General features: G+C 70.6%; 20 protein-coding genes and 1 pseudogene. 13 read left to right on the top strand and 8 right to left on the bottom strand.

Features of this window, described 5'->3' with window-relative positions:
• The first annotated feature begins 108 nt into the window (after positions 1-108).
• On the top strand, positions 109-522 hold the full coding sequence (locus tag H297_RS0123570; RefSeq protein ID WP_027739067.1) for a nuclear transport factor 2 family protein: 414 nt from the start codon (positions 109-111) through the stop codon (positions 520-522).
• 43 nt (positions 523-565) lie between these two features.
• Positions 566-1357 (top strand): histidine phosphatase family protein, encoded by a 792-nt coding sequence (locus tag H297_RS0123565; protein ID WP_027739066.1) that lies wholly within the window; start codon positions 566-568, stop codon positions 1355-1357.
• 133 nt (positions 1358-1490) lie between these two features.
• Here H297_RS0123565 and H297_RS0123560 read toward each other — a convergent pair whose 3' ends face one another.
• Complete coding sequence (locus H297_RS0123560; RefSeq protein ID WP_051352110.1) at positions 1491-2270, bottom strand: DUF4097 family beta strand repeat-containing protein; 780 nt, start codon at positions 2268-2270, stop codon at positions 1491-1493.
• Positions 2271-2389: 119 nt separating this feature from the next.
• Between H297_RS0123560 and H297_RS38025 the strand changes: the two genes are divergently transcribed.
• The 3 genes from H297_RS38025 to H297_RS44525 all read left to right on the top strand — a co-directional run bounded on the left by H297_RS38025 (position 2390) and on the right by H297_RS44525 (position 5670).
• Positions 2390-3022, top strand: a complete 633-nt coding sequence (locus H297_RS38025; RefSeq protein WP_037795257.1) for a TetR/AcrR family transcriptional regulator — start codon at positions 2390-2392, stop codon at positions 3020-3022.
• Positions 3023-3032: 10 nt separating this feature from the next.
• Complete coding sequence (locus H297_RS38020) at positions 3033-5195, top strand: MMPL family transporter (RefSeq protein ID WP_486589637.1); 2163 nt, start codon at positions 3033-3035, stop codon at positions 5193-5195.
• Positions 5196-5541: 346 nt separating this feature from the next.
• On the top strand, positions 5542-5670 hold the full coding sequence (locus tag H297_RS44525) for a hypothetical protein (RefSeq protein WP_486589636.1): 129 nt from the start codon (positions 5542-5544) through the stop codon (positions 5668-5670).
• A 41-nt stretch (positions 5671-5711) separates the two neighbouring features.
• Here H297_RS44525 and H297_RS0123540 read toward each other — a convergent pair whose 3' ends face one another.
• The gene (locus H297_RS0123540) at positions 5712-6800 is read right to left on the bottom strand and encodes a quinone oxidoreductase family protein (protein ID WP_027739064.1); all 1089 of its coding nucleotides are present in this window, start codon (positions 6798-6800) and stop codon (positions 5712-5714) included.
• A 112-nt stretch (positions 6801-6912) separates the two neighbouring features.
• On the opposite strand from H297_RS0123540, the gene H297_RS0123535 reads away from it, so the two are divergent.
• Complete coding sequence (locus tag H297_RS0123535; protein ID WP_027739063.1) at positions 6913-7806, top strand: LysR family transcriptional regulator; 894 nt, start codon at positions 6913-6915, stop codon at positions 7804-7806.
• A gap of 287 nt (positions 7807-8093) precedes the next feature.
• On the opposite strand, the gene H297_RS0123530 is transcribed toward H297_RS0123535, so the two are convergent.
• On the bottom strand, positions 8094-9062 hold the full coding sequence (locus tag H297_RS0123530) for a beta-ketoacyl-ACP synthase 3 (protein ID WP_027739062.1): 969 nt from the start codon (positions 9060-9062) through the stop codon (positions 8094-8096).
• Between the two features lie 234 nt (positions 9063-9296).
• Between H297_RS0123530 and H297_RS0123525 the strand changes: the two genes are divergently transcribed.
• Together H297_RS0123525 and H297_RS0123520 are read left to right on the top strand one after the other, a co-directional pair.
• Positions 9297-9620, top strand: coding sequence for a LuxR C-terminal-related transcriptional regulator (locus tag H297_RS0123525; protein WP_078514521.1), 324 nt, complete (start codon positions 9297-9299; stop codon positions 9618-9620).
• Positions 9621-9661: 41 nt separating this feature from the next.
• Positions 9662-10423 (top strand): 4'-phosphopantetheinyl transferase superfamily protein, encoded by a 762-nt coding sequence (locus H297_RS0123520; protein WP_027739060.1) that lies wholly within the window; start codon positions 9662-9664, stop codon positions 10421-10423.
• Here the strand turns inward: H297_RS0123520 and H297_RS0123515 are convergent.
• The 5 genes from H297_RS0123515 to H297_RS0123495 form a co-directional block, all read right to left on the bottom strand.
• Positions 10398-11315, bottom strand: a complete 918-nt coding sequence (locus H297_RS0123515; protein WP_027739059.1) for an SDR family NAD(P)-dependent oxidoreductase — start codon at positions 11313-11315, stop codon at positions 10398-10400. The genes H297_RS0123520 and H297_RS0123515 overlap by 26 nt on opposite strands.
• A gap of 21 nt (positions 11316-11336) precedes the next feature.
• The gene (locus H297_RS0123510) at positions 11337-12347 is read right to left on the bottom strand and encodes an SDR family oxidoreductase (protein WP_027739058.1); all 1011 of its coding nucleotides are present in this window, start codon (positions 12345-12347) and stop codon (positions 11337-11339) included.
• Complete coding sequence (locus tag H297_RS0123505; protein ID WP_027739057.1) at positions 12344-13669, bottom strand: NAD(P)/FAD-dependent oxidoreductase; 1326 nt, start codon at positions 13667-13669, stop codon at positions 12344-12346. Before H297_RS0123505 ends, H297_RS0123510 begins: the two co-directional genes overlap by 4 nt.
• 132 nt (positions 13670-13801) lie before the next feature.
• Positions 13802-14668 carry an SAM-dependent methyltransferase gene (locus H297_RS0123500; protein WP_027739056.1) on the bottom strand — a complete coding sequence of 289 codons (867 nt, stop codon included), beginning with the start codon at positions 14666-14668 and terminating at the stop codon, positions 13802-13804.
• Positions 14665-14916, bottom strand: a complete 252-nt coding sequence (locus H297_RS0123495; protein WP_027739055.1) for an acyl carrier protein — start codon at positions 14914-14916, stop codon at positions 14665-14667. The genes H297_RS0123500 and H297_RS0123495 overlap by 4 nt, the downstream gene beginning before the upstream one ends.
• A gap of 567 nt (positions 14917-15483) precedes the next feature.
• On the opposite strand from H297_RS0123495, the gene H297_RS0123490 reads away from it, so the two are divergent.
• The 5 genes and pseudogenes from H297_RS0123490 to H297_RS38015 form a co-directional block, all read left to right on the top strand.
• A complete protein-coding gene (locus H297_RS0123490; RefSeq protein WP_027739054.1) occupies positions 15484-16491 on the top strand; it encodes an acyl-CoA desaturase in 1008 nt (335 codons plus the stop codon).
• 53 nt (positions 16492-16544) lie between these two features.
• A complete protein-coding gene (locus H297_RS0123485; protein WP_027739053.1) occupies positions 16545-18170 on the top strand; it encodes an AMP-binding protein in 1626 nt (541 codons plus the stop codon).
• A gap of 73 nt (positions 18171-18243) precedes the next feature.
• Positions 18244-19260: a 3-oxoacyl-[acyl-carrier-protein] synthase III C-terminal domain-containing protein gene (locus H297_RS0123480; protein WP_051352109.1), complete on the top strand. Its 1017-nt coding sequence runs from the start codon at positions 18244-18246 to the stop codon at positions 19258-19260.
• Positions 19261-19504: 244 nt separating this feature from the next.
• The gene (locus tag H297_RS44520; protein WP_486589635.1) at positions 19505-20377 is read left to right on the top strand and encodes a DUF5995 family protein; all 873 of its coding nucleotides are present in this window, start codon (positions 19505-19507) and stop codon (positions 20375-20377) included.
• A 56-nt stretch (positions 20378-20433) separates the two neighbouring features.
• Positions 20434-21633: pseudogene (locus tag H297_RS38015) on the top strand (type I polyketide synthase); the annotation flags it as partial.

Genomic DNA, 21633 nt, shown 5'->3' with positions numbered 1-21633 from the left:
CGCGCCCCCCGCCAGACGAACAGGCCCGCGAGACGCAAGCACGGAACGGATTCCACAGAACGCATTCCACAGACCGGCCCCCGGTCGCAGCCCCAAGGAGCCTGAGCTATGACCACTGCTTCCCGCTCGCTCAACGACACGGTCGTCGCACGGCACCAGATCGCCAATCTGCTCAACACCTACCTCGAGGCGGCGGACCGGAAGGACATCGAGGCAGCGGTTGCCGTCCTCGGCGAGGCCGAGGTGTCCTTCCCGGCCGGGTCGTCGCACGATCCCGAGTCGGCTCGGGCCTTGTTCGGCAAACTCTGGGGCAACCCCATCAAGCACCGGCACGACCTGTCGAACCTGCTTGTCCTGCCCGGAGACACCCCGGGCACCTGGAACGCGCGGGCGCACTACACCCGCTATGTACTCGAACCCGACCCGGTGCTCAACACCCTGGGCGAGTACGACGTCGTCGTCGACGAAGCCACGTGGACCGTTCGCCGGCTCGTGGTGACGCGGACCTGGGCTCAGGGCTGAGCCTCCCGTTGGTCGTCTGCGGAGGAAGGGACTGACCGAAATCGTGAGCAAGGGGCAGCCGCCCGTACGTGCCACAGACGTGGCCGGTCCCTCCCGGACCGGTGCCGGGGAGACCGAGGTGGTCCTCGTCCGGCACGGTGAAACCCGCACGTACGACGGCGACGTCGGCCTGACCGATCGCGGCGAGGGCCAGGCGTACGCGCGGGGAACGGAGTTGGCCCGGGCCCTGGCCGGACGGGACCGGATCGTGTTGCGCCACGCGCCGACAGAACGAGCGCGCGAGACCGCCGAGGCCCTGCGCTCGGGCCTGACCGACGCGTCCGGACCGCCGACAGTCGGCGAACCGAAGCCTGACCCGGCCTTCGGTAACTTCCGCATCTGGTGCGGGGACACCGCCGAAGAGCCGTCGGGAGCCCACGCGCTGCATCGCAGGATGCGGGACGTCGGCGCAGTGGCCGACTGGACCACCGACTTCGCTCGCTACCTGGAGCGCCAGCGCCTCGGAAGTGACCCAGTCGGTTACTGGCTGCGCCAGCCGCTTCCCTCCTTCGAACCACCAGTCGCCGTCGTCCACCGGATCGGGCGCGCGATCGCCGAGCTTGCCGACGCCGGTGACCCGACCACGGCGACCGTGGTCGCCACGCACTCGGGTTGCCTGCGCGCGCTCGTCGCGGCGGCGAGCGGCGAGGACCGCGGCGAGCCGAGGAACGGCGAGACCGTCCACGTCCTTGCGATCCCGGGCCGTCACGTTGCGACGATCCACTACCGGGACCGCACGGACCGGTGGATCCTCCCCCGCACCACGGCACCCTGGCTCGGACCGGATGCCGCGTAGCCGAGCGGCTCCTGGGCAGCGTCGGTTCGGTCGAGAACGGTGACCCGGTGCCTTCGGGCATGGAGAACGGGACCTTTGCTGCTGCGGTGCAGCCGTCCCACGTCCGCACGCAGGAGAACCATGCACGATCTCGTCAGTCGGCCCTGCGCAGGGTGATCGGCCCGTTCTCGGTCCGGACCGTCACTGTGTGGGGGCTGTTGGTGTCCTCGGGGATGTCGGTGCGTACGTCGCCGCTGTCCGTCGTGGTGGCCACCTTGTACGCGGTGCCGACGTCCGGTACCTCGACCTCCACTGCGCCGTTGTCCGTGGTCGTGTCCACCTGGTCGGGCACGCGGGCGAAGGAGAGGCGGACATCTCCGTTCTGGGAGTCCGCCCGGACGCGGCGCGAGGTGATCCCGGTGCCGCGCTGTTCTCCGCTCTCGGTGGCCAGGGTGAGGCGACCGGAGATGTCCTTGACGGAGACCGTGCCGTTGTCCGAGCGGATGCGCAGCGGGGTGCTGAACCCGGAAGCGGTGGTCTTTCCGTTGTCGGCGTTGACGGTGAGTGTCGTGGCCTTGGGGACGCGCACCTCGTAGTGCGCTTCGCAGTGGCCGACGGGTCCGCAGTCGGTGGCGAGGGTGAGGGTGTGGTCCTCGACGCCCCAAGCCGCCTCGGGAGTGCTGAGCAGGGCCCAGCCGGAGAACCGGCGTGTCACCTCGATCTCGTCGACGTCGGCGGGCCGGATGTCGAGGTCCCCGTCGTTCTTGGCGAGGGTGAGCCGATCGCCGGGCGGTCCGAAGCTGCGCTTCTCCGGCCCTTCGCCGTTCGCAGAGCCACCGCTGATGAGGAACAGGGCGAACGAGAGCGCCAGCACCAGGAGGGCGCCTGCGCCCAGTAACAGGAGTATGCGCGTCGGGCGGAAGGGCGTGGCCACGAAATGCCTCCGGGTATCAGGGATCTTTCCGGGTGTGAGCCCGACCCTAACAGCACTCAGTACCCGAAGTATCCAGTACCCCTGGTACTCGATACCATCGGTATGCGATGCTGCGCGGTATGACAGAGACGCATCCCACGGGTCCGGTCCCACGCGTTCCTCGCGAGGAGGTGCGCCGTCGGCTGCTGGAGGCTGCCGCGCGGGTGTTCGCCGAGCGCGGCTATGAGGACAGCCGGGTGGAGGACATCGCTCATGCGGCGGGCTTCACCAAAGGTGCTGTCTATTCCAACTTCGGCAGCAAGCAGGGTCTGTTCGGCGCGATCCTCGGCGAGAGTTCCGACACCGAGCACGCCACCGTGATGGCCGGGGTGCGGGACGCCGACGACCCGGCCGCCGCTGTGCGCGCGGCGGCCCGCCTGGTCGCAAGGCGGATCGTCGGGGACACCGAACGGGGTCGGCTCGGGCTGGAGTTCGCAGCGCGCGCCGCCCGCGACGAGCAGGCCAAAGGCGTGGTCACGCCGATGCGCCGCGCGCAGCGCGCGGCGGCGGCCAGGTCGGTCGACGAAGTCGTCGAACGATCCGGACTCCACTCCGCCGTCAGCCCCGAGCTGGCGGGACTGATCCTGCACTGTCTGACCAACGGCCTGTCCATGGAGCACCTCGCCGATCCCGACGAAGTCGGCGCCGAGACCGTCGAAGAGGCCCTTTCCGTCGTCCTCGCCGCGCTGCTTGCCCTCCCTCCCACGAGCTGAAGGACCTTTGATGGCCACCGTGCTCCACTCCCTCGGACGGGCGGCGTTCCGCCACCGCGGCCGCTTCCTCGCTTGCTGGCTCCTGCTGATAGCACTGGTGGGCGGCGGATTAGGGACACTCGGCTCGCACCTGGACAGTGAGGCCACCATTCCTGGCTCGCAGTCGCAGGAGGGCATCGACGTACTGGAGAAGTCGCTCCCGTCCGCCACAGGAGTCACCGCGCAGCTCGTCTTCGTCGCTCCGAAGGGCGAGAGCGTCAAGGACGCGGCCCACCGCGCGGTCATCCGCGAAACGGTGCGGGAGGCGGCCAAGGCCCCGCAGGTGGAGCGCGCTCTCGACCCGTTCCGGGCCAAGAACGTCTCGGCCGACGGCCGTACGGCGCTCGCCCAGGTCCTCTACCCGATCAAGCGCGACGCTTTGGAGGACTCCAGCGTCACCGCGCTGGAGCGGGTCACCGAGTCGGCACGGAGGGGCGGCATGCGGGCCGAGGTCGGCGGCACCCTGTACAGCACCGCCGGCATGTCCCCGGGCATCGGCGAAGTCGTCGGCCTCGCGGTCGCGGTCCTGGTGCTCGTGCTCACCTTCGGATCGCTCCTGGCGGCCGGGCTGCCGCTGCTGACCGCACTCATCGGGTTGGCCACCGGACTGCTGGGGCTGCTCCTGGTCTCGAACATCGCCACGGTCTCCTCCACGGCGCCGAGCCTGGCGCTGATGGTCGGTCTCGCCGTGGGCATCGACTACGCGCTGCTGATCCTCTCCCGTCACCGGGCGCAGCTCGCCGCCGGGATGAAGGCGGAGGATTCCGCTGCCCGGGCCACCGCGACCGCGGGCAGCGCCGTGGTCTGTGCGGGGCTGACCGTGATCATCGCGCTGGCGGGGCTGACCGTCGTCGGTATCCCCTTCCTGAGTGTCATGGGCCTCGCGGCGGCCGGGACCGTACTGATGGCCGTGGCGGTGGCGGTCACGCTGCTGCCCGCGCTGCTGGGACTGGCCGGGGAACGGCTCCGGCCCGAGCCGGGTTCGCGGGCCGACCGGCGAGAGCGCGCCGCAGGCGGACGCGAGGGCGAGCGAAGCAACGGCGGCGAGCGCTGGGCACGGATGGTCACCCGCCGCCCCTTCGTCACCGTGCTGACCGTCGTCCTTGGCCTTGCCGTCGTCGCGATCCCGGCCTTCCGTCTCAGCCTGTCCATGCCCGACAACGGCACCGCCGCGCCCGAGTCGACTCAACGCAAGGCGTACGACCAGATCTCCGAGGCTTTCGGGCCCGGCAACAACGGACGGCTGCTCCTCCTCGTCCAGGCCACGAACGGCGATCCGGAACCCGTCGCCGACGATGTCGCGGCCGGGCTCGAAAGGCTCGGCCTGCCCGGCATCGCCTCCATCGGCGCGCCGCAGCCCGGCACCGACGGCCGCACCGCGATCCTCACCGTCGTCCCCGAGAGCGGGCCACGGGAGGAGAAGACCGAACAGCTGGTGCGCGACATCCGCTCCGCCGCCCCGGCCCTGGGCGCGAGGGCGGGCGCCGACATCCTCGTCACCGGCTCCACCGCCGCCGCGATCGACGTATCGGACCGGCTGCGCGATTCGCTGCTGCCCTTCGGTGCGATCGTCGTCGGATTCGCGCTGCTCCTGCTGCTGCTGGTCTTCCGCTCGGTCGTCGTCCCTGTCAAGGCCGCCATCGGATTCCTGCTCTCGCTCGGCGCCGCACTCGGTACCGTCGTCGCCATCTTCCAATGGGGCTGGCTCGCCACGCTGTTCGGCGTCGCGACCACCGGACCCGTCTTCAGCTTCATGCCGATCGTCTTGATCGCCGTCCTGTTCGGACTGGCGATGGACTACGAAGTCTTCCTCGTCTCCCGTATGCGTGAGGAGTACGTCCACACCGGCAGCCACCACGAGGCAGTGATCGCAGGGTCACGACACGCCTCGCGGGTCGTCACCGCAGCCGCACTGATCATGTTCTCCGTGTTCGCGAGCTTCGCGACCACCGAGGACCTCACCCTCAAACCCATTGCCGTCGGCCTCGCCGCCGGCATCCTCGTCGATGCCTTCCTCATTCGGCTGACCCTGGTCCCAGCCGTACTTGTCCTCGTCGGCAAGACGGCCTGGTGGCTGCCCCGTCCACTCGACCGGGTCGTGCCTGAAACCTCGACATCGAAGGCGCCGGCCTGAGCGGCCCGGAACCGCAGACGTGCGGCATCAGCCGTGAGAGCACGCCCACGACGACCCACCCGTAACGCTCGGTACTTCCGATGCCGTTCGCTGTCCGCGCCGGTCGAAGGTGTGTTCATGAGTGTGCTTCGGTCCGGGCCGTCGAGATCGAGCGACGCCGCGTGAACAAGCAGACCGGCAAGGTCCAGACGAAGACCGTCCACGCCGTCACCAGCCTCGCCCCGGACCAGGCCGGCCCCGCCCGGCTGACCCGACTCGTCCAGGGGCACCGGTCCGTGGAAGCCCTGCACCACGTGCGAGACGTGACCTTGCTGAGGACGCCTCCCGCATCCGCACCCCCCGCGTCATGGCCACCCTGCGCAACCCCGCCATCGGCCTTGTGCGCCGGGCCGGCTGGACCACCATCGCCGCCGCAGCAGACCGCTACCGGTCACGCTCCGACCATGCCGCCGCACTCCTGCAGATCACCTGCTGAGAGCGCATCAGCCCTGAACGGGTGGTGATCAGTGAGCCTTGTCAGCCGGCCGATGGGCTGAGGCTGGTGCGGTCGAACGGGCCGCCGTGTGCGGCGGCGTACGCGATGGAGTCGTTGACGGCGTCGAGGCCGAACGAGCGGACCCGTTCGGGGGCGAGGTCCAAAGTGCCCGAGGCCAGGAGCCGGATGATGCCGACGTTGGCGGCGCGCGGGTACATCCACTGCCCGCGCACGGTGATCGAGTTGCGCATGATCCATGGGTACGGGAGCGCGAGGTCGTCACCACCGAGCATGCCGACGCCGCCCATGAGGACGACCCGGCCGTACTCGCGCACGGCCATGGCCGCCGCGCGCGAGGCCGAGCTGGGTGCGCTCGGCGGGAGCATGTCGATCACCATGTCGATCGGCCCTTCGGCTGTCGCGGACATCGCCGCGCGGTCGGTGGCCTCGTCTCCGGTCAGCGGGATCGGGCGCAGACGCGGACCGAACCGGTCGGCGAGGAGGTCGAGCGCGGCCTGGTTGCGGCCGGGGGCGACCACGCGGCCCGCGCCCATTGCAAGCGCGACCGCGACCGCGCTGCTGCCGAGGTTGCCGGTGGCCCCGCTGGCGAGCAGCGTCTCTCCGGCTGCGAGGCCGCCCGCCAGCAGCCCGCCGTAGGAGATGGCGTGCACGGTGAGTGCGGCCCAGCGGGCCGGATCGTCCTCTGCCGCGGCGGGCAGCGGGAAGACGTTCTCCGTCGGGACCCGCATGAGCTCGGCGAACGCGCCGTCGTGCAGGTACGCGGCGAGCCGCGCGCCGCCCTCGCCGCGCGAGCTCCAGCCCTGGAGCGTGATGTCGGGCGTCAGGGCGTCGTCCCGCGAGCGCACCGTCGCGTCGCACCACACCAGGTCGCCGACCCGCAGCCGGGTGGCGCCAGGGCCGATGTGGACGATCCGCCCCACCGCGCCGACACCGGGCACGACGGGTGGGACGAGGGGGTACTTCCGCTTGCCGCTGAAGACTTCGGCCGCGTAGGGCGCCACGTTGGCGGCAAGGACCTCGACCACCACCTCACCGCCCCCGGCCTCGGGGTCCGGCACCTCCCGCACCGTGAGTGGGGCGCCGAACTGCGTCAGAACTGCTGCTCGCACGTGATGACCTCCGTGTTCGTCCGTGCTTGTCCGTGCTCGTGGGATCGACACCAGGAGCGGGACAGGCCATGCAGGAAGCGATGATCTCGCATCTGTGGTATGCGTAGGCCGCATGGATGTCTCCAGCACCGGACTGCGGGTCCTGCGGCAGATCGCCGAGTCCGGCAGCTTCACCGCGGCAGCCGACCGACTCGGCTACACGCAGTCGGCCGTCTCACGCCAGGCCGCCGCCCTCGAACGCAGCGCCGGCACCACCCTTTTCGAACGCCGCCCGGACGGGGTACGGCTCACCCCATCCGGCTTGACCCTGCTGCGGCACGCCCATACGGTCCTCGCCTCACTCGCAGCGGCCGAGCGTGAGCTCACCGGCACCGTTGCCCGGACCGAACTGGTGCGGCTCGGGGCAGTCCTGAGCGCGGGCTCGACGATCCTGCCCGTCGCACTCGTGCACCTCGCGGCGGCCGACCCGCAGATCACGGTCACCACCCGCGAGGGCACCACACCCACCCTGATCCGGGCGCTGCGCGCGGGCTCGCTCGACCTCGCCGTGCTGACCTCCCGCCCACCCCACCGGCCCTTCGACAGCGAGTTGCCGCGCCTGCACCTCGAAACCGTCGCGGACACCGAACTGGTCGTGGCGGTGGCTTCGACCGGAGACTTCGCCGGACGCACCACGGTGCACGTCGACGAGTTGGTCGACGCCGCGTGGATCGCCACCCCGTCGTCGGGCTCCGAGCCGCTGCTCGGCGTCTGGCCCGGACTGCCCGGACGGCCGCGCGTCGTCCACTCCGCGCGCGACTGGCTGACGAAGCTCCATCTGGTCGCGGGCGGCTTCGGCGTGACCACGGTGCCGTCCGAGCTCTCACCGGTGCTGCCGCCCGGGGTGAGTCTGCTGCGCGTCGACGGCGCACCTGCCGAGATCCGCCGGGTACTCGTGGCACGCCTCTCCGGCCACCCCGCCCCGGCGATCACGGCCGTCACCCGAGCGATCACGTCGGCCGCCTGAACCGCCGCCAAGGCCGCGCGCAGGGCCGCGCCGCGGACGGGCAGGCCGGATGCAGCAGCGCCTTCGCAGTGGCACGCGAGGACGTTGGTCAGGCAGGGGGGACGCGGACACGACTCCAGGGCGGTCTTCGATCTCGACAACCTTGATCATCTGATGTCGCGTCTCTTGCTTCCGGCCGGGCACACAGTCCGTCAGACACCAGGCGGGGCACGCCGACTCATCTCGTTCGTCGAGAACGCGTCAGCCCTGTTCGGTCCCACGACTCCCTCACCTTTCTCGGGCCCCTCTCACGGGCAGTCCACCACCTGCCCCGCGTAGCTGAGGCCGGCTCCGAAGCCGAGGAGGAGTACCGGGTCGCCGGAGCGGAGCTCGCCCAGGTCGATGAGGCGGGTGAGGGCCAAGGGAACGGAGGCGGCGGAGGTGTTGCCGCTCTCCACCACGTCCCGGGCCACGGCGGCGTTCACCGCACCGAGGCCCTCGGCCATGCGTTCGATCATGCGGAGATTGGCCTGGTGGACGACCAGGCCCTTCAGGTCCGCCGGGGTCAGTCCGGCACGCCGGCACGCTTCCGCTCCGACCGCCACCAGTTCCGTGGTCGCCCACCGGTAGACGGGCTGGCCCTGCATCGTCAGGTGGCCCCGCCGGTCGGGAATGGCCACGAGTGCGGCGCGGTCGCCGTCCCCGCCCCATACCACCGGGTGCATCCCGGTGTGGTCCGCTGCCGTCACCACGGCGGCGCCGGCGCCGTCCGCGAAGATGGGGGCGGTGTTGACGTCTTCGGGGTCGACCCAGTCGGTCATCCGCTCCGCGCCGATCACCAGGACGCAGCGGCTCGTGCCCGCCCGCACCATGCTGTCGGCCACGCCCAGGCCGTAACAGAAGCCTGCGCACGCCGCGTTGACGTCGAACGCGCCGACGGTCGGCATGCCGAGCTCCGCGGCCGTGAGGGCGCCACCGCCCGGCATCGGTGACGGCATCGAGCAGGTTGCCAGAATGAGCAAATCGACGTCGTCGGGTGTCAGACCGGCCGAGGAGAGTGCCTTGGAGGCGGCGTGGGCCGCCATTCTGGGGATGGATTCGCACGCGCCTGCGAATCGCCTTTCGCGTATGCCCACACGGCGCTCGATCCATTCCGGTGTGACGCCTAAAGAATGCACCAAGTCCGCGTTGCTCACCGTCCGCTCGGGACGGCTGGCGGCTACCGCTGCGATCCGTGAGCCGGGAAGTTCGGCCGCCGCATGTGAAGGTTTCGGGATTGACAAACCATCCACCCGCCAAATCTGTGATGCGCCGTCATGCCGACTGCCCCGAGGGGGTGTTGCCGACCGGGTACGGCAGTGCGAGTATGACCAGGAGACGCTTTCCGGCCGCCCCGGGGCCCGCGGAGTACCGGTATCTGTCCTTCCGGTTCCAGCCGGAAGGACGGCGGGGTGTGTCCGGATCAGCATTTCTCCTGCGACGAGGTGAGCCTCGGGAAGTTGGAGTGCACGATGAACGGGGATGAACGGCCGGACTGGGAAGGCGCACACCGCTTAACAGAAACCGCCGGATCGCGCGTGAGCACGCTATCGGCGAAACGGTCCGCATTGCAGAGTCTCACCAATCGTGAACGCGAGGTCCTCAGGGTACTGGCGGCCGGGGAAAGCAACCGGGTTCTCAGTCGAAAGCTGGGGATCGCGGAAAGAACGGTGAAGGCGCATTTGACGAGCATCACCCGCAAGCTCGGGCTGAGGTCCAGGGTCGAGGCCGTGCTGTTGTCGATGCAGTGGACGGATGACCTGCTGCCCAAGCGGCCCGACGGCGACGGCCGGTAACTGCCGTGGCCGCCCGCGGTCCAGGGGGCGCAGCGGCAGGTGTGCCCCCTGTTCACGAGGTGGCGGTGGAGTTGCTGTGGCTGCCGGGGTACGTCGCTGCTGCGCGGGAAGCCGCCGAGGTGCTGGACGACGAGGAGCGAAGACGGGCCGCCGCCTTCCAGGACGCCGTCGCCCACGAGCGCTTCATCACCTCTCACGTGGGGCTGCGGCTGTTCCTGGGGGCGCAGTTGGGCACGGACCCGCGGACGCTCGCGTTCACCCGGCAGGAATGCGGGATGCCGGGGTGCGGGCGTCCGCACGGGCGCCCCGCTGTGGCCGGAAGGCCCGAGGCGCACTTCTCGCTCTCGCACGCCGGGGACATGGCGCTCCTCGCGCTGGCCTCTACCCCGGTGGGGGCGGACATCGAGTCGGAGGCGCTGGTGCGCGACGGACTTCAGCGGGCGGAGCGGCGGCTGCACCCGGCCGAACAGCGCTCTCTCGCCGCCCTGCCGGCAGCCGTCCGCGCGACGGCTGTGCTCGGCTGCCTGGTACGGAAGGAGGCGTACGGCAAAGGTATCGGGACGGGGCTCGCCGGCGGGCTCGGCGCTCACCATGTCGGCCTCCCCGAGCGTTTCGCAGCGCCCCCGGCTTCCGGCTCGCGGGAGCCTGCCGTGCCGCAGGGGCCCGCCGACTGGATGCTGCGGGACGTGCGGGTCCCCGAGGGATACCAGGCCGCGGTGGCCGTGCACCACCCGGACGCCGACCGTCCCTTCCCGGCGGTGCGCCGTACCCGCCGCCTCACTGCTGCTGCCCCGCGCTTTTGACCACCCGGTTCAGTCTGTCCATCCTGGTGGCCAGGCTCATCCGCCCCTCCAGGCGGAAGACCGGGGGTCGCCTGCCGTCCACGTCGTCGAAGCCGTACTCGGCCGCCAGGTCGCCGGTGGCCAGCACCTGGCCGGTCCGTTCCATGACGGCGGGGTCGGCGAGCAGCGCGGCCACCGCCCGTCCCACGTACTCCGCCGAGTGCACGACCGAGGCCGGGCCGCTGCCCAGCGCCTCCCACGCGGCCTCGACGCGTTCGGTCCGCACGAAACCGGGATGCAGGCTGACAGCGGCGACGCCCCGCTTGCGCAGGTCGGAGGCGAAGCCTCGGCACATGCGGTCGGCCGCCGTCTTGAAGACGTCGTAGGCGACCTGGCCGAGGTAGATGTCGCCGTCGGAGAAGCTGATACCGACGATCAGTCCACTGCGCTGCGGCAGCATCAGCGGTGCCAGTCGCCGTGTCACGTCGTACTGTGCGCGCAGGGAGGCTTCGCAGAGGCTGTAGCGCCACAGCGGCTGATCCCAGAACGGGGCGTCGAACCGGACTTCGTGGGAGCGTTCGTAGCCGCTCCAGGCGTTGTTCACCAACAGGTCGAGCCCGTCCTGTTCGGCGCTCAGCCGCTCGGCGAGGGCCTCGTTCTGTTCGGGGACGCCGTGGTCGCAGCACAGGGCGATGCCTGTTCCGCCGCGTCGTGTCACCTCCTCGGCCGTGTCCTCCACGGTGCCGGGCAGGTCCTCGGTGCGCCGCCCGTTCCGGGTGCTGCGCCCGGTGACGTAGACGGTGGCGCCGGCTTCGCCCAGCGCCAGCGCGATGCCCCGCCCGACGCCTCGGCTCGCTCCGGTGACCACGGCCACTTTCCCGCCGAGATCCGGCGCTTTCCAGACTTCGTTCACCACCAGTGTCCTTCCGTGGGTTCAGCCGAGGTGTTCGGCGGCGTAGGCGAGACTGGTCGCGTAGGCCGCGGCGTCGTCGACCGCGGGGATGCCGTAGCGGCGGCGCAGCTCCGGCATGGACGTGGGCAGGACGCCGCCGCTGCACCGGGTGACCTCGCCCACGTCGCGCAGCACGGACAGGTAGGCGCGGGACATGGGGTCGCGCCGTTCGATCTCCTCGGGGGCCAGCGTGTCCGCGTCCACCAGCGGCGGAGGGGTGAACGTCCGGCCCAGGGTCGCCGCGTGCTTGGCCAGGACGCGCAGGCAGCCTTCGACATCCATCGCCTCGGGTCCGTAGGAGACCCAGAAGGCGCCCTCGTCGTCGCCGAGTTCGACTGCCCGCACGACAGCTTTGGCCAGCAGGTCCTGAGCCACGAAGTCCATGCGGATGCCGGGGTGGACGGGCACGAAGGGGGCTCGGCCGCGCAGCAGCCAGTCGGACATCTGCTGGACGATCTGCCCTCGGGAGGTCCATCCGGTGGCGGCGTCGCCGATGAGGTTGGTCGGCCGGAAGACGGTGTGCGGCAGGCCGCTGGCCCGCAGCAGCTCCTCCGCCTGCCGTTTGGACTCGATGTAGTTGCGGCAGATGTTCTCCGGCCGCAGCCGCGCGGACGCGCCGGGCAGCAGGGCGGCCACGAACTCGGTGCTCATGAAGTGGACCGCCGCCCCCGCCTGCGCGGCGAAGTCGATCACGCGCCGGGTGCCGTCGACGTTGACGGGACGGTAGGCGGCGGCCGGCAGCCCCCACTCGGTCAGCCCGGCGGAGTGGATGACGACGTCCACCTGGGCAGCGAGGGACCGGTAGCTGTCCGGGTCGAGACCGAGGCGTTCGCGGGACAGGTCGCAGCGCAGCACAGGTTCGGCGGCCTCGGGTACCGGCGCGCTGCGGGCGGCCGGAATGATCCGCACCCGGCCGGGGTGCTGCTCGCGCAGGACGGCGCGGCCGACGACACCCGAAGCGCCGGTCAGCAGCACCGTGCGGGGACTGCTCATGCCCGTGCGTCCTTCCAGTCCATCAGCCGCGTCGCGGCGCGTACGCCGGCGAACAGCGCCGGCTCGGGCGGGAACGAGGCGGGTGGTCTGCGCCCTGCGCCGTCGACGAAGAGCAGCCGTGCATGGTCGGTCTCCTTGCCGAGCGCCAGGTCGCGCAGCACCTTGCCCCCGGTGTGCGTGGCCGCGATCCCGTTGCCGCAGTAGCCGTAGCCGTACAGCACGGAGCCGCCGGCCAGGGTGCCGAAGTGCGGGGCGAAGTCGCGCACCACGTCGGCCACGCCCCCGTAGGCGTAGGTGAAGCGCACGTCTGCCCACTGGGGGAAGAAGCGCAGGAACTCCCGGTGGATGGCGCGGTAGACGCCGGGGCGGTTCATGTTCCGCTGCCGTTTGTCCCGGCCGAAGTAGTAGGGGACGGGGCCGCCGGCGAACAGGACGCGGTTGTCCTGGGTGAGCCGCGCGCAGGTGAGCAGGGACTTGGCCTCGACGAGGCCTTCGCGTCCCTCCCACCCGACACGGGCCAGCTGGGCGTCGGTCAGCGGTTCACTGACCATGGCGTACGTCCACACCGGTACGACCTTGCGGCGGAAGGGGGGAAAGGCGTCCATGTGGACGTTGGTGGCGAGGACGACCTTGTCGGCCTTCACCCGCCCGCCGGGGGTCACGACGGTGGGCCGCACACCCGGTTCCACGCGCAGGCACGGCGAGTCGTCGTAGAGGGTCACGCCCTTCTCCTCGGCCACCCGCGCGATGCCCCGGGCGAGCTTGAACGGGTTGACGAGGGCCCCTCCGGTGCGCAGGCCGCCCAGCAGGGCGGGTGAGTCCACCAGGGCGCGGGTGGCGTCGGAGGACAGGATGCCGGGCTGTGCGGCGCCCATCCGCTCGGCGAGCGCCCGGTCGCCCTCCAGGCGTCCGAGCTGTGCCGGGCTGGTGGCGACCATGAGGTAGTCGTTGGCCTCGTACGCGGCGTCGACGCGGTTGCGCCGGGCGAACCTGCCGATCTCCAGGATGGATCTGCCGACGGCCCGTGACGCCTCCAGCGCCCGCTGCGCTCCGAACCGCTCGACCAGCGCCTGGAGGTCCTTGCCGATGGTCGGGGTGACGAAGCCGTCGGCGCGGCCGGAGGCCCCGTACCCGGAGTGGCGGGCATCGACGACGCGGATGTCGAGGGCCGGTTCGGCTTCCTTGAGGAAATACGCGGTCCACAGGCCGGTGAAGCCGCCACCGACGATGCAGATGTCGCAGTCGGCGTCTCCCCGCAGAGGGGGGCGGGGGGTCACCCGCTCGGTGTCGTGCCAGTAGACCACGTGCTTGTACGCGTCCAATGAGCGCTCCTCGACAGGCCATGGTGGTGCCGGAATCCGGCGGCTTCGGGAGGGATCGGGTGGGCTTCGGGAGGGGGAAACGGGCGGGCGTTCGGATATGCCGGGTGGCTTCGGTAGGGGGAGTGTGCGGCTTCAGGTGGCTTCGAAGGTGATGCGAGAAAGTCCCAGGTGGCGGTTGTCGAAGTGTCCGACGCTCGCACCCAGATAACGCTCGTAATCGGCGACGACTCGCTCTCCGGCGTTCTCGACGGCGGCCTTCCGGTTGGCACGCAGCCGCCGGAGCCATTCCGCACAGGTCCTGCTGTAGTGGTCCGGGTCGTTGCGGAGCGTCACGACGTCGAAGTGTTTCTCGCTCGCCTCGACGACTTCCGACAGCGCGGGAATCTGCGATTCCGGGAAGATCATTTCGATGATGAAGAGCAGATCGCGCACGGTCTGCCGGTCCATCCGCACGTTGTTGCCCTTGATGTTGGTCTGCAGCGCGAGCCTGCCGCCCCTGGGGAGCCAGTCGCGGCAGCGTGCGAAGAACTCCCGGTAAGCGGCCACCCGCTCCTGCCGGGTCAGGCCGGTGCGGGCGAAGTGCTCGAAGGCGCCGATGGAGATGACCGCGTCGTAGGTCTCGTCGGGTTCGTGTTCCAGCCAGTTCTCCACCCGCACCTCGGTGCGGGGCAGTGCGCGGGCCCGCAGGTGTTCCGCCTGGCTGTCGCTGAGGGTGAGGCCGACGGCGTGCCCGACACCGTGCCGCTCGACGAGGCGTGCCAGCAGACTGCCCCAGCCGCATCCGATGTCCAGAACCCGGCCGGCGCCCTCGGCCCGGGCCTGGTGGATCAGGTGATCGAGCTTGCGCCGCTGCGCGCTCTCCAGCGTCTCGTCACCCTTCCACAGCGCGCAGGTGTAGGTGAGGTCGGCGTCCAGCCACAGCGCGTAGAAGTCGTTCGACACGTCGTAGTGGTGCCGGATGGACTCGGCCGTGGCTCCCTGGTATGCGGCGGTGGTCACGCTGCGGAGGTGTTCGTGGCGGTCTCTTCGGCGAGCTTCACCAGGTCGCCGACCGTCTTGACGCCGGCCGCCTTGCTCTCGTCGAACGTGATTTCGAGGTCGTCCTCGATGCCGTAGACGATGTCGGCGATCTGGAGACTGGACAGGCCCACCGACTCGAAGGTGGTATCGGCGTTCAGTGTCATTGTCGACGCCTTGCTGCCGAGCTTCTTGGCGATGCGTTCGCAGATCTCTTCAGCGGTGATCAACGGAAACCTTCCCATGAGGACGTGCCCGGTTCCGGACGGTGCAGGGCGTGATCTGGTCGCACGAGCCCGTATGTTCTCCCGCATACGCGTTGCGCTGTCTCGCGGATACGTGTCGCGCGTCTTTTCCGTGTGCACGTGCGCCGCGCGGGAATTGCGTATCCAGGTACTTTCCCGCTCCATGCATTGGTGCCGCAACGCCGGGCGCGGAACGCCCGAAGGCAGTTCCGGGATGCATGCGCCAGGGCATTCCGGCCGCCTGCGGTGTGCGGAAGACCCTCACGCTACGAGAACTGTGGTGGCGGCGGCCATTGCCCTTTGGGGCAATGCCCCAAAGGGCAATGGCCGCCGCCGGATTCGTGCTGACGGAACGCCGGTGGGGATGTTTAGCTAGTCCCGCACCACCGACCGAGACGGTCGGGCCCGGCGGCCCCGTCCGGCCGCCCTCGCCGTACCGTCTCGCCGTCACGATCGCGTCCTCATTCCATCCGCTCCCGCCCGCGCCGCGCGCACCGGCCAGGTGACAGCACGATTCCAAGCAGTCAGCCAACTTCTGGGAGATGACGGCCCATGGACGGCCGAGAACACCGCTGGTTCATGCTCGGAGCGTCGGTGATCCCGCTCATCGCGGTCTTCGGCGCGATGGCCCTGTTGTGGAACCGGGTCTTCTACTGGTCGGACGTCGCGGTGCTGGCGATCATGTATGTGATCTCCGGCTTCGGCATCTCGGCCGGCTACCACCGCATGCTCACCCACCGCTCCTTCGAGACGTACCGGCCCATCCGCGTCGCCCTGGCGACCGCGGGAGCCATGGCGGGGCAGGGACCGCCGCTCATCTGGGCCGCGCACCACCGCAAGCACCACCGGGTGGCCGACAAGACGGGCGACCCGCACAGCCCCCACCTCGACTTCCCCCCCGGCATCCGGGGCGCCATGGCCGGGCTCTGGCACTCCCACCTGGGCTGGCTCTTCGACGTCGAGCTGACCTCCGAACCCATGCGCTACTGCCCCGACCTGGTGCGGGAGAAGCCGCTGCGTTGGCTCAGCCAGCACCTGCTGCTGGTCGTCACGGCCGGGGTGCTGCTCCCGGGTGTCCTCGCCTTCGCGATCACCGGCGGATCGCTGTACGCCGCGCTCACCGGCGTCGTCTGGGGCGGGCTGGTACGCATCTTCCTGATCAACCACATGACGTACGCGGTCAACTCGGTCGGCCATTACTTCGGGCGCCGCCGTTTCGAGACCACCGACGAGTCGCGCAACGTGGCCTGGCTGTCGCTGCCGTCCTTCGGCGAGGCCTGGCACAACAACCACCACGCGTTCCCGCGCTCGGCCCGGCACGGCATGAAGTGGTACGAGGTCGACCTCAGCGCCGTCCTCATCTGGTGCCTGGAGAAGACCCGTCTGGCCTGGAAGGTCATCCGGATCGACAGCGAGCGGCTGACCCTGCGGGAAGCCGGCATCAGCCGGGTGGAAGGCGCGTCGCTCGACCGCCGTGAGCTGCTGGAGCGCCAGCAGAAGCTGGCGCCCATGGCGGAACGCCGCCGCGACTCCGACACCTCGCTGGTGGACGTGGAGTAGCTCGCCGCCGGGGCGCGGCGACGGGAAGACCGGGCGACGAGACAAGGGGTTCGATGGATTTCTTCAAGGCCCTCACCAACGGGTCCGCGCGAGGCGTGCTCCACGCCTGGACGGGCGACGCGTTCGTGCACCTTCCCTGGCGCGAGGTGGCCCGGGACGCGCACAGCATGGCCGCCCGCCTGCGGGAACTGGGCGTAGGGCCCGGCACCCGTGTCGCCTGCGTGCTCACGAACACCCCCGACACCGTGCGGGGGCTGCTCGGGATCTGGCTGGCGGGCGGGGCAGTGGCCTCCATGCCGCTGCCCACCCGCGGCCAGAGCGCGGAGGCGTACGGTGAGCAACTGGTCGCGCTGTCGGCACGTCTGGAGCCCACGCTGCTCCTGTTGGACGACGAGCTCGTCCCCCTCGTTCCTGAGGAGTTGGCGGCGCAGGTACCGATCCGCGGCTGGGCGACGCTGCACGGCGGCGGCTCGGTGGACCCCTCCCCGCCCGGCCGCGACGAACTGGCGTTCATCCAGTACTCCTCGGGCAGCACCAGCACGCCCAAGGGATGCGCGCTGACGACCGGTTCGATCGAGCGGCAGCTTGAGATCATCCTGCACCTGACGGGTGGACGTCCGGGAGCGGACACCGTCGTCTCCTGGCTCCCCCTCTCCCACGACATGGGCATGTTCGGCTGCCTGCTGTACTCGTGGGCGTACGGCTTCGACCTCGTCCTCTCGACGCCCGAGCGGTTCGGTATGGCGCCCCGCACCTGGTTCCGCGACATGTCGGAATACGAGGCGACGATGACCGCGGGCACCAGCACCGCCGTGCATCTGGCGACCCGCGCGCAGGCCAGGAGTTCGCTGCCTCGGCAACTGCGGCTGCGCGCGGCCGTGATCGGCGCGGAGCGCATCGACGGGGACACCCTGGCCGCGGCCACCGAGAAGTTCCGGCCCTTCGGGCTGTCCGGCACCGCGTTCCAACCGGCCTACGGCATGGCCGAGGCCACCCTGGCCGTGACGGGCAAGCCCTGGCAGTCCGAGCCACGGCTGCTGGCCTTCGACCGGCTCGCTCTCGTCGACGGCTCGGTCGTCGAGGTGGAGCACGACCACCCCAGGGCCTCCCGTCTGGTGTCCAACGGCGTCGCGCTCCCAGGCGTGTCGGTGCACGCAGGCGGGGCCGGGCAGGTCTCCGAGATCGAGGTCTCCTCACCGAGCCTGGCCGCCGGATACCACCGGGACCCGGAGCGGACTGCCGAGCGGTTCAAGAACGGCCGGCTGCACACCGGTGATCTGGGCTTCCTGCACGACGGCGAGCTGTATGTGACGGGCAGGGTCGACGACATGCTCTCGGTCGGCGGCCGGAAGGTGTACGCCTCGGAGATCGAGTCGGCCGTCGACTCCCTGACGCGCATCCGCAAGGGCTGCGCGGCCGTGGTGGAGACGGGGGGTGCGGGCGGCGTCCAACTGGTGCTGCTGGCCGAGGCGATGGGCAAGCCGCGCGACTTCCGCCCCCTCGCCGAGGAGGCGGCCTCGCTGGCCATGGACCGGGCCGGTGTCGCGCTCGCCGAGTGCCTGTTCCTGCCGCGCGGCACCCTGCCCAAGACGCCGAGCGGCAAGATCCAGCGCTTCCGCTGCCGCTCGCTGCTCCAGGACGCATCGCTGGAACCGGTGGCCCGGGTGGCCCTGGCATGAGAGGCGGGCGCGTCAGCCGCGCCCGTCCACCGTCCACCGCCCCACCCGAGCCACCACAGGAAGGACGCGACACATGACTGTCTTGCCCCCCGCCGTCGGCATCGCGGGCACCGGCAGCCATCTCCCGCACGAACCGATCGGTGTGGAGACGTACCTGGCGGCCGGTCTCGAACTGAGCCCGATGGACAACGGACCGCTGTTGCGCCCCCCGTCGTGGCGGCACCACGTCAAACCGGGGGACCGGGCCGCCGAGCTGATCGAACGCGCCGCGCTGCCGATGTTCGAGCGGCTCGGGGTGGACCCGGCGGCGGAGGTGGACCTGCTGCTGACCAACGTGCTGCTGCCCGACGACCTGTTCACCGGGTGCGGGGCCGACACGGCCGACCGGCTGGGCATCACCCCCGCATCGATCATCGACCTGCACAACGGGGGGTGCGCATCCTTCCCCTACATGTTGCAGATCGCCGCGGCACTGATGGCGGCGCACGGAGCCCGTGGCGCGCTGCTCGCGAACGTACAGAACACGGCCGGACAGATCTTCGCCCAGTCAGGGAACCGCCTCAAGCAGCACAGTGTGGTGGCCGGCGACGGATGCGGCGTCGCCTACCTCACCGCCGACGCATCCTCCCGGCTGCTGGGGGTGCGTACGCGCAACACCCCTTCCACCGCCCGGGACGTCGGCATGGCGACCGAGGACGGCCGGCACTACTGGGAAAGCGGCTCCAGCGTCCTGGACGTGCAGTTCGACGGGGCCAGGACCAAGGAGACCCTGGACTTCGGCAACCGCATCGTGCCCGAACTGGTCAGGGAACTCGCCCAGGAGCACGACTTCGCCGTCGAGGACATCGACGTCCTCATCACGAACCAGCCGAACCGGATCTTCCTGCGCAACTGGCGCACGTCACTGGGCCTCGACCCCGAACGTCACGTGGACACCTACGACCAGTACGGCAACCTCTACGGGGCCGCCGCTCCGGTGACACTGCACCAGGCGCTGACGAACGGCCGCATCGGGCCGGGAGACCTGGTGGTGACCGCCGGCTTCGCCCATGCCGGCGACTTCGCCGCAGCCGCCGCCCTCCGCTTCTGAGCCGCCACCTCCCGCTTCCGCTGCCGCAACCGTCCGCCTCCGAGCCGCCGCCCGCCTTCCGCGCCGAGCAGACCCGTTCAGGACCCGACCCGGATCGTTCCCCGGTCCCCGTTCCTTCGTTGTTCCCTCGCTCTTCCCTCGTTGTTCCCTCGTTCCCCTGGTGTCCGGCCCCCGGGCAGGACCTCGACTAGCAATGGCGTGGCGACCCGCACGGGGTCGCGGCACGAACGTGACGGAGAAACACATGCAAGCGACGACGACCGGTGAGCGCCCAGCACGCCGATCCCGGCAATCCGCGCTACGCGGCGTGCTCGTCGGCACCGCCTTGGCCGTGCTGGTCTCGGCAACCCCGGTCACCGCCGCCAGTGCGTCGGAAGCGGACCCGCCCGCGTCCGTCCGGTCAGCGTGCGGCACCCCGCTGTCCGCCGCGGAGGTGCGCTCCGTCGTCGCGCTGTCGGACACCTCCACCCTCACCGGTGACCCGCTGGACCGCTTCGACGAGGAGGTGTCCCGCAACCAGCGCATCACCGCCATCCTGGTACGCCACCACGACCGCCGCGGGCTGTTCGCCGTCGGCCTCGATGCCATGGAACGCACCGTCATGCAGCCCCTGCTGCACAAAACGACGTTCACCGATCCCGCCTTCGGGCACGCCTTCACGCCGGAACTGTTGCGGCTGTACCTGACCACCCTGCACGACGAGTTCCGCGGGCGGCCCACTCCGCCGCACTGGAAGCGATTCTTCGACCTGGCGCACCGCTGCGACGAGCCGCCGGCGCGGGTCGCCATGGCGGGCTACAACGCCCATCTCGTCGTCGACATCGGTGACGCGCTCGCAAACGTGGACACCCGGCTGCGGCACGCCCCCGACTACTCGACGGTGGTCGGCGCCCTCCTGAAGCACAACAGCCTCGTCGTGAAGGCGACGAAGGAGGCGTACGGGGTGGACGTCAGCGGCGTCTGGTCGCTCGTGGCGACGACCGGGCCCGCGCTCTACACGATCGTCTTCGTCAACGGCCTCGCGCTGCAGATTCCCCCGGCCAGGCCGGTCGTCCAGGCCGAGATCGCGGCGGTGTGGCGCACCACGGACGCCGCGCTCACGGTGGCCACCGCGTAGAGCCGGCTCGCGAAAGGGTGAAGTCAGTGGGTGAGCAACTGAGCACTGCACAGGCCGAACAGGCAGCACGCGCACCTGCCCATGACCGGCTCCGCGTCGTGCTGGACGTCGTGCTGGCGGAGACGGCGGCGCTCCTCGGCCAGGAGCCGGGCGACATCGATCCGGCCCGGCCGTACCTGGACTACGGCTACAACTCGCTGGCCGCCGTGGAACTGACGCAGCAGCTTGGCCGTTTGTACGGCGTCGAGCTGCCGTTGACGATGCTCTTCGACCAGCCGAACCCGCAGGCGGTGGCCGACTACCTGCTCTCCCGGCTCGGCCTGTCCACGGCCGACGACGCGGCCCAGGGCGCGGCCACGGACATGGGGGCGGCGCACGGCGTCGGCACGGTGGGCAGCGGGGACACCGGCGCGGAGCGGACACGGAGCGCGCGGCGGGCCCCTACGGGAGCGGCCGCGGCCGAGGACGATCCCGTCGCGGTGGTGGGGATGGCCTGCCGTCTCCCGGGCGGGGTGCATTCGCCGGAGGAGTTGTGGCAGCTCGTGGCCGAGGGCCGGGATGCGATATCCGGCTTCCCCACCGACCGCGGCTGGAACGTGGACGAGCTGTACCACCCCGACCCCGAGCACCCCGGCACCACCTCCACCAAGGGCGGCGGCTTCCTCCGGGACGTGGCCGGCTTCGACGCCGACTTCTTCGGGATCAGCCCCCGCGAGGCGCTGGCGATGGATCCGCAGCAGCGGCTGTTGCTGGAGGGCGTGTGGGAGGCGTTCGAGGACGCGTGCATCGACCCGGAGACCCTGCGCGGCAGCCGAACAGGCGTCTTCGCCGGGGTGACGGGCACCGACTACGCCTACCTGGCCCACGCGGACCGCACACGCCTCCAGGGCTACTGGGGACTGGGCACGCTGAGCGCGGTGGCGTCCGGTCGGGTGGCGTACACGTTCGGGTTCGAGGGGCCTGCGTTGACGGTGGATACGGCGTGTTCGTCGTCTTTGGTGGCTGCGCATCTGGCGGTTCAGTCGTTGCGTCGGGGGGAGAGTGCTCTGGCGGTGGCGGCGGGGGTGACGGTGATGGCCACGCCGAATGTTTTTGTGGAGTTCTCCCGTCAGCGGGCTCTGTCGCCGGACGGGCGGTGTCGCAGTTTTGATGCCGCTGCTGATGGCACGGGGTTTTCCGACGGTCTGGGTGTGCTGGTGCTGGAGCGGCTCAGTGACGCGCGGCGCAATGGTCATCATGTGCATGCGCTTGTTGCG

The sequence above is a fragment of the Streptomyces sp. CNT360 genome, from assembly GCF_000424785.1.
The sequence above is the reverse complement of the archived record's forward strand: the minus strand, read 5'-3'. Positions and strand labels throughout refer to the sequence as shown.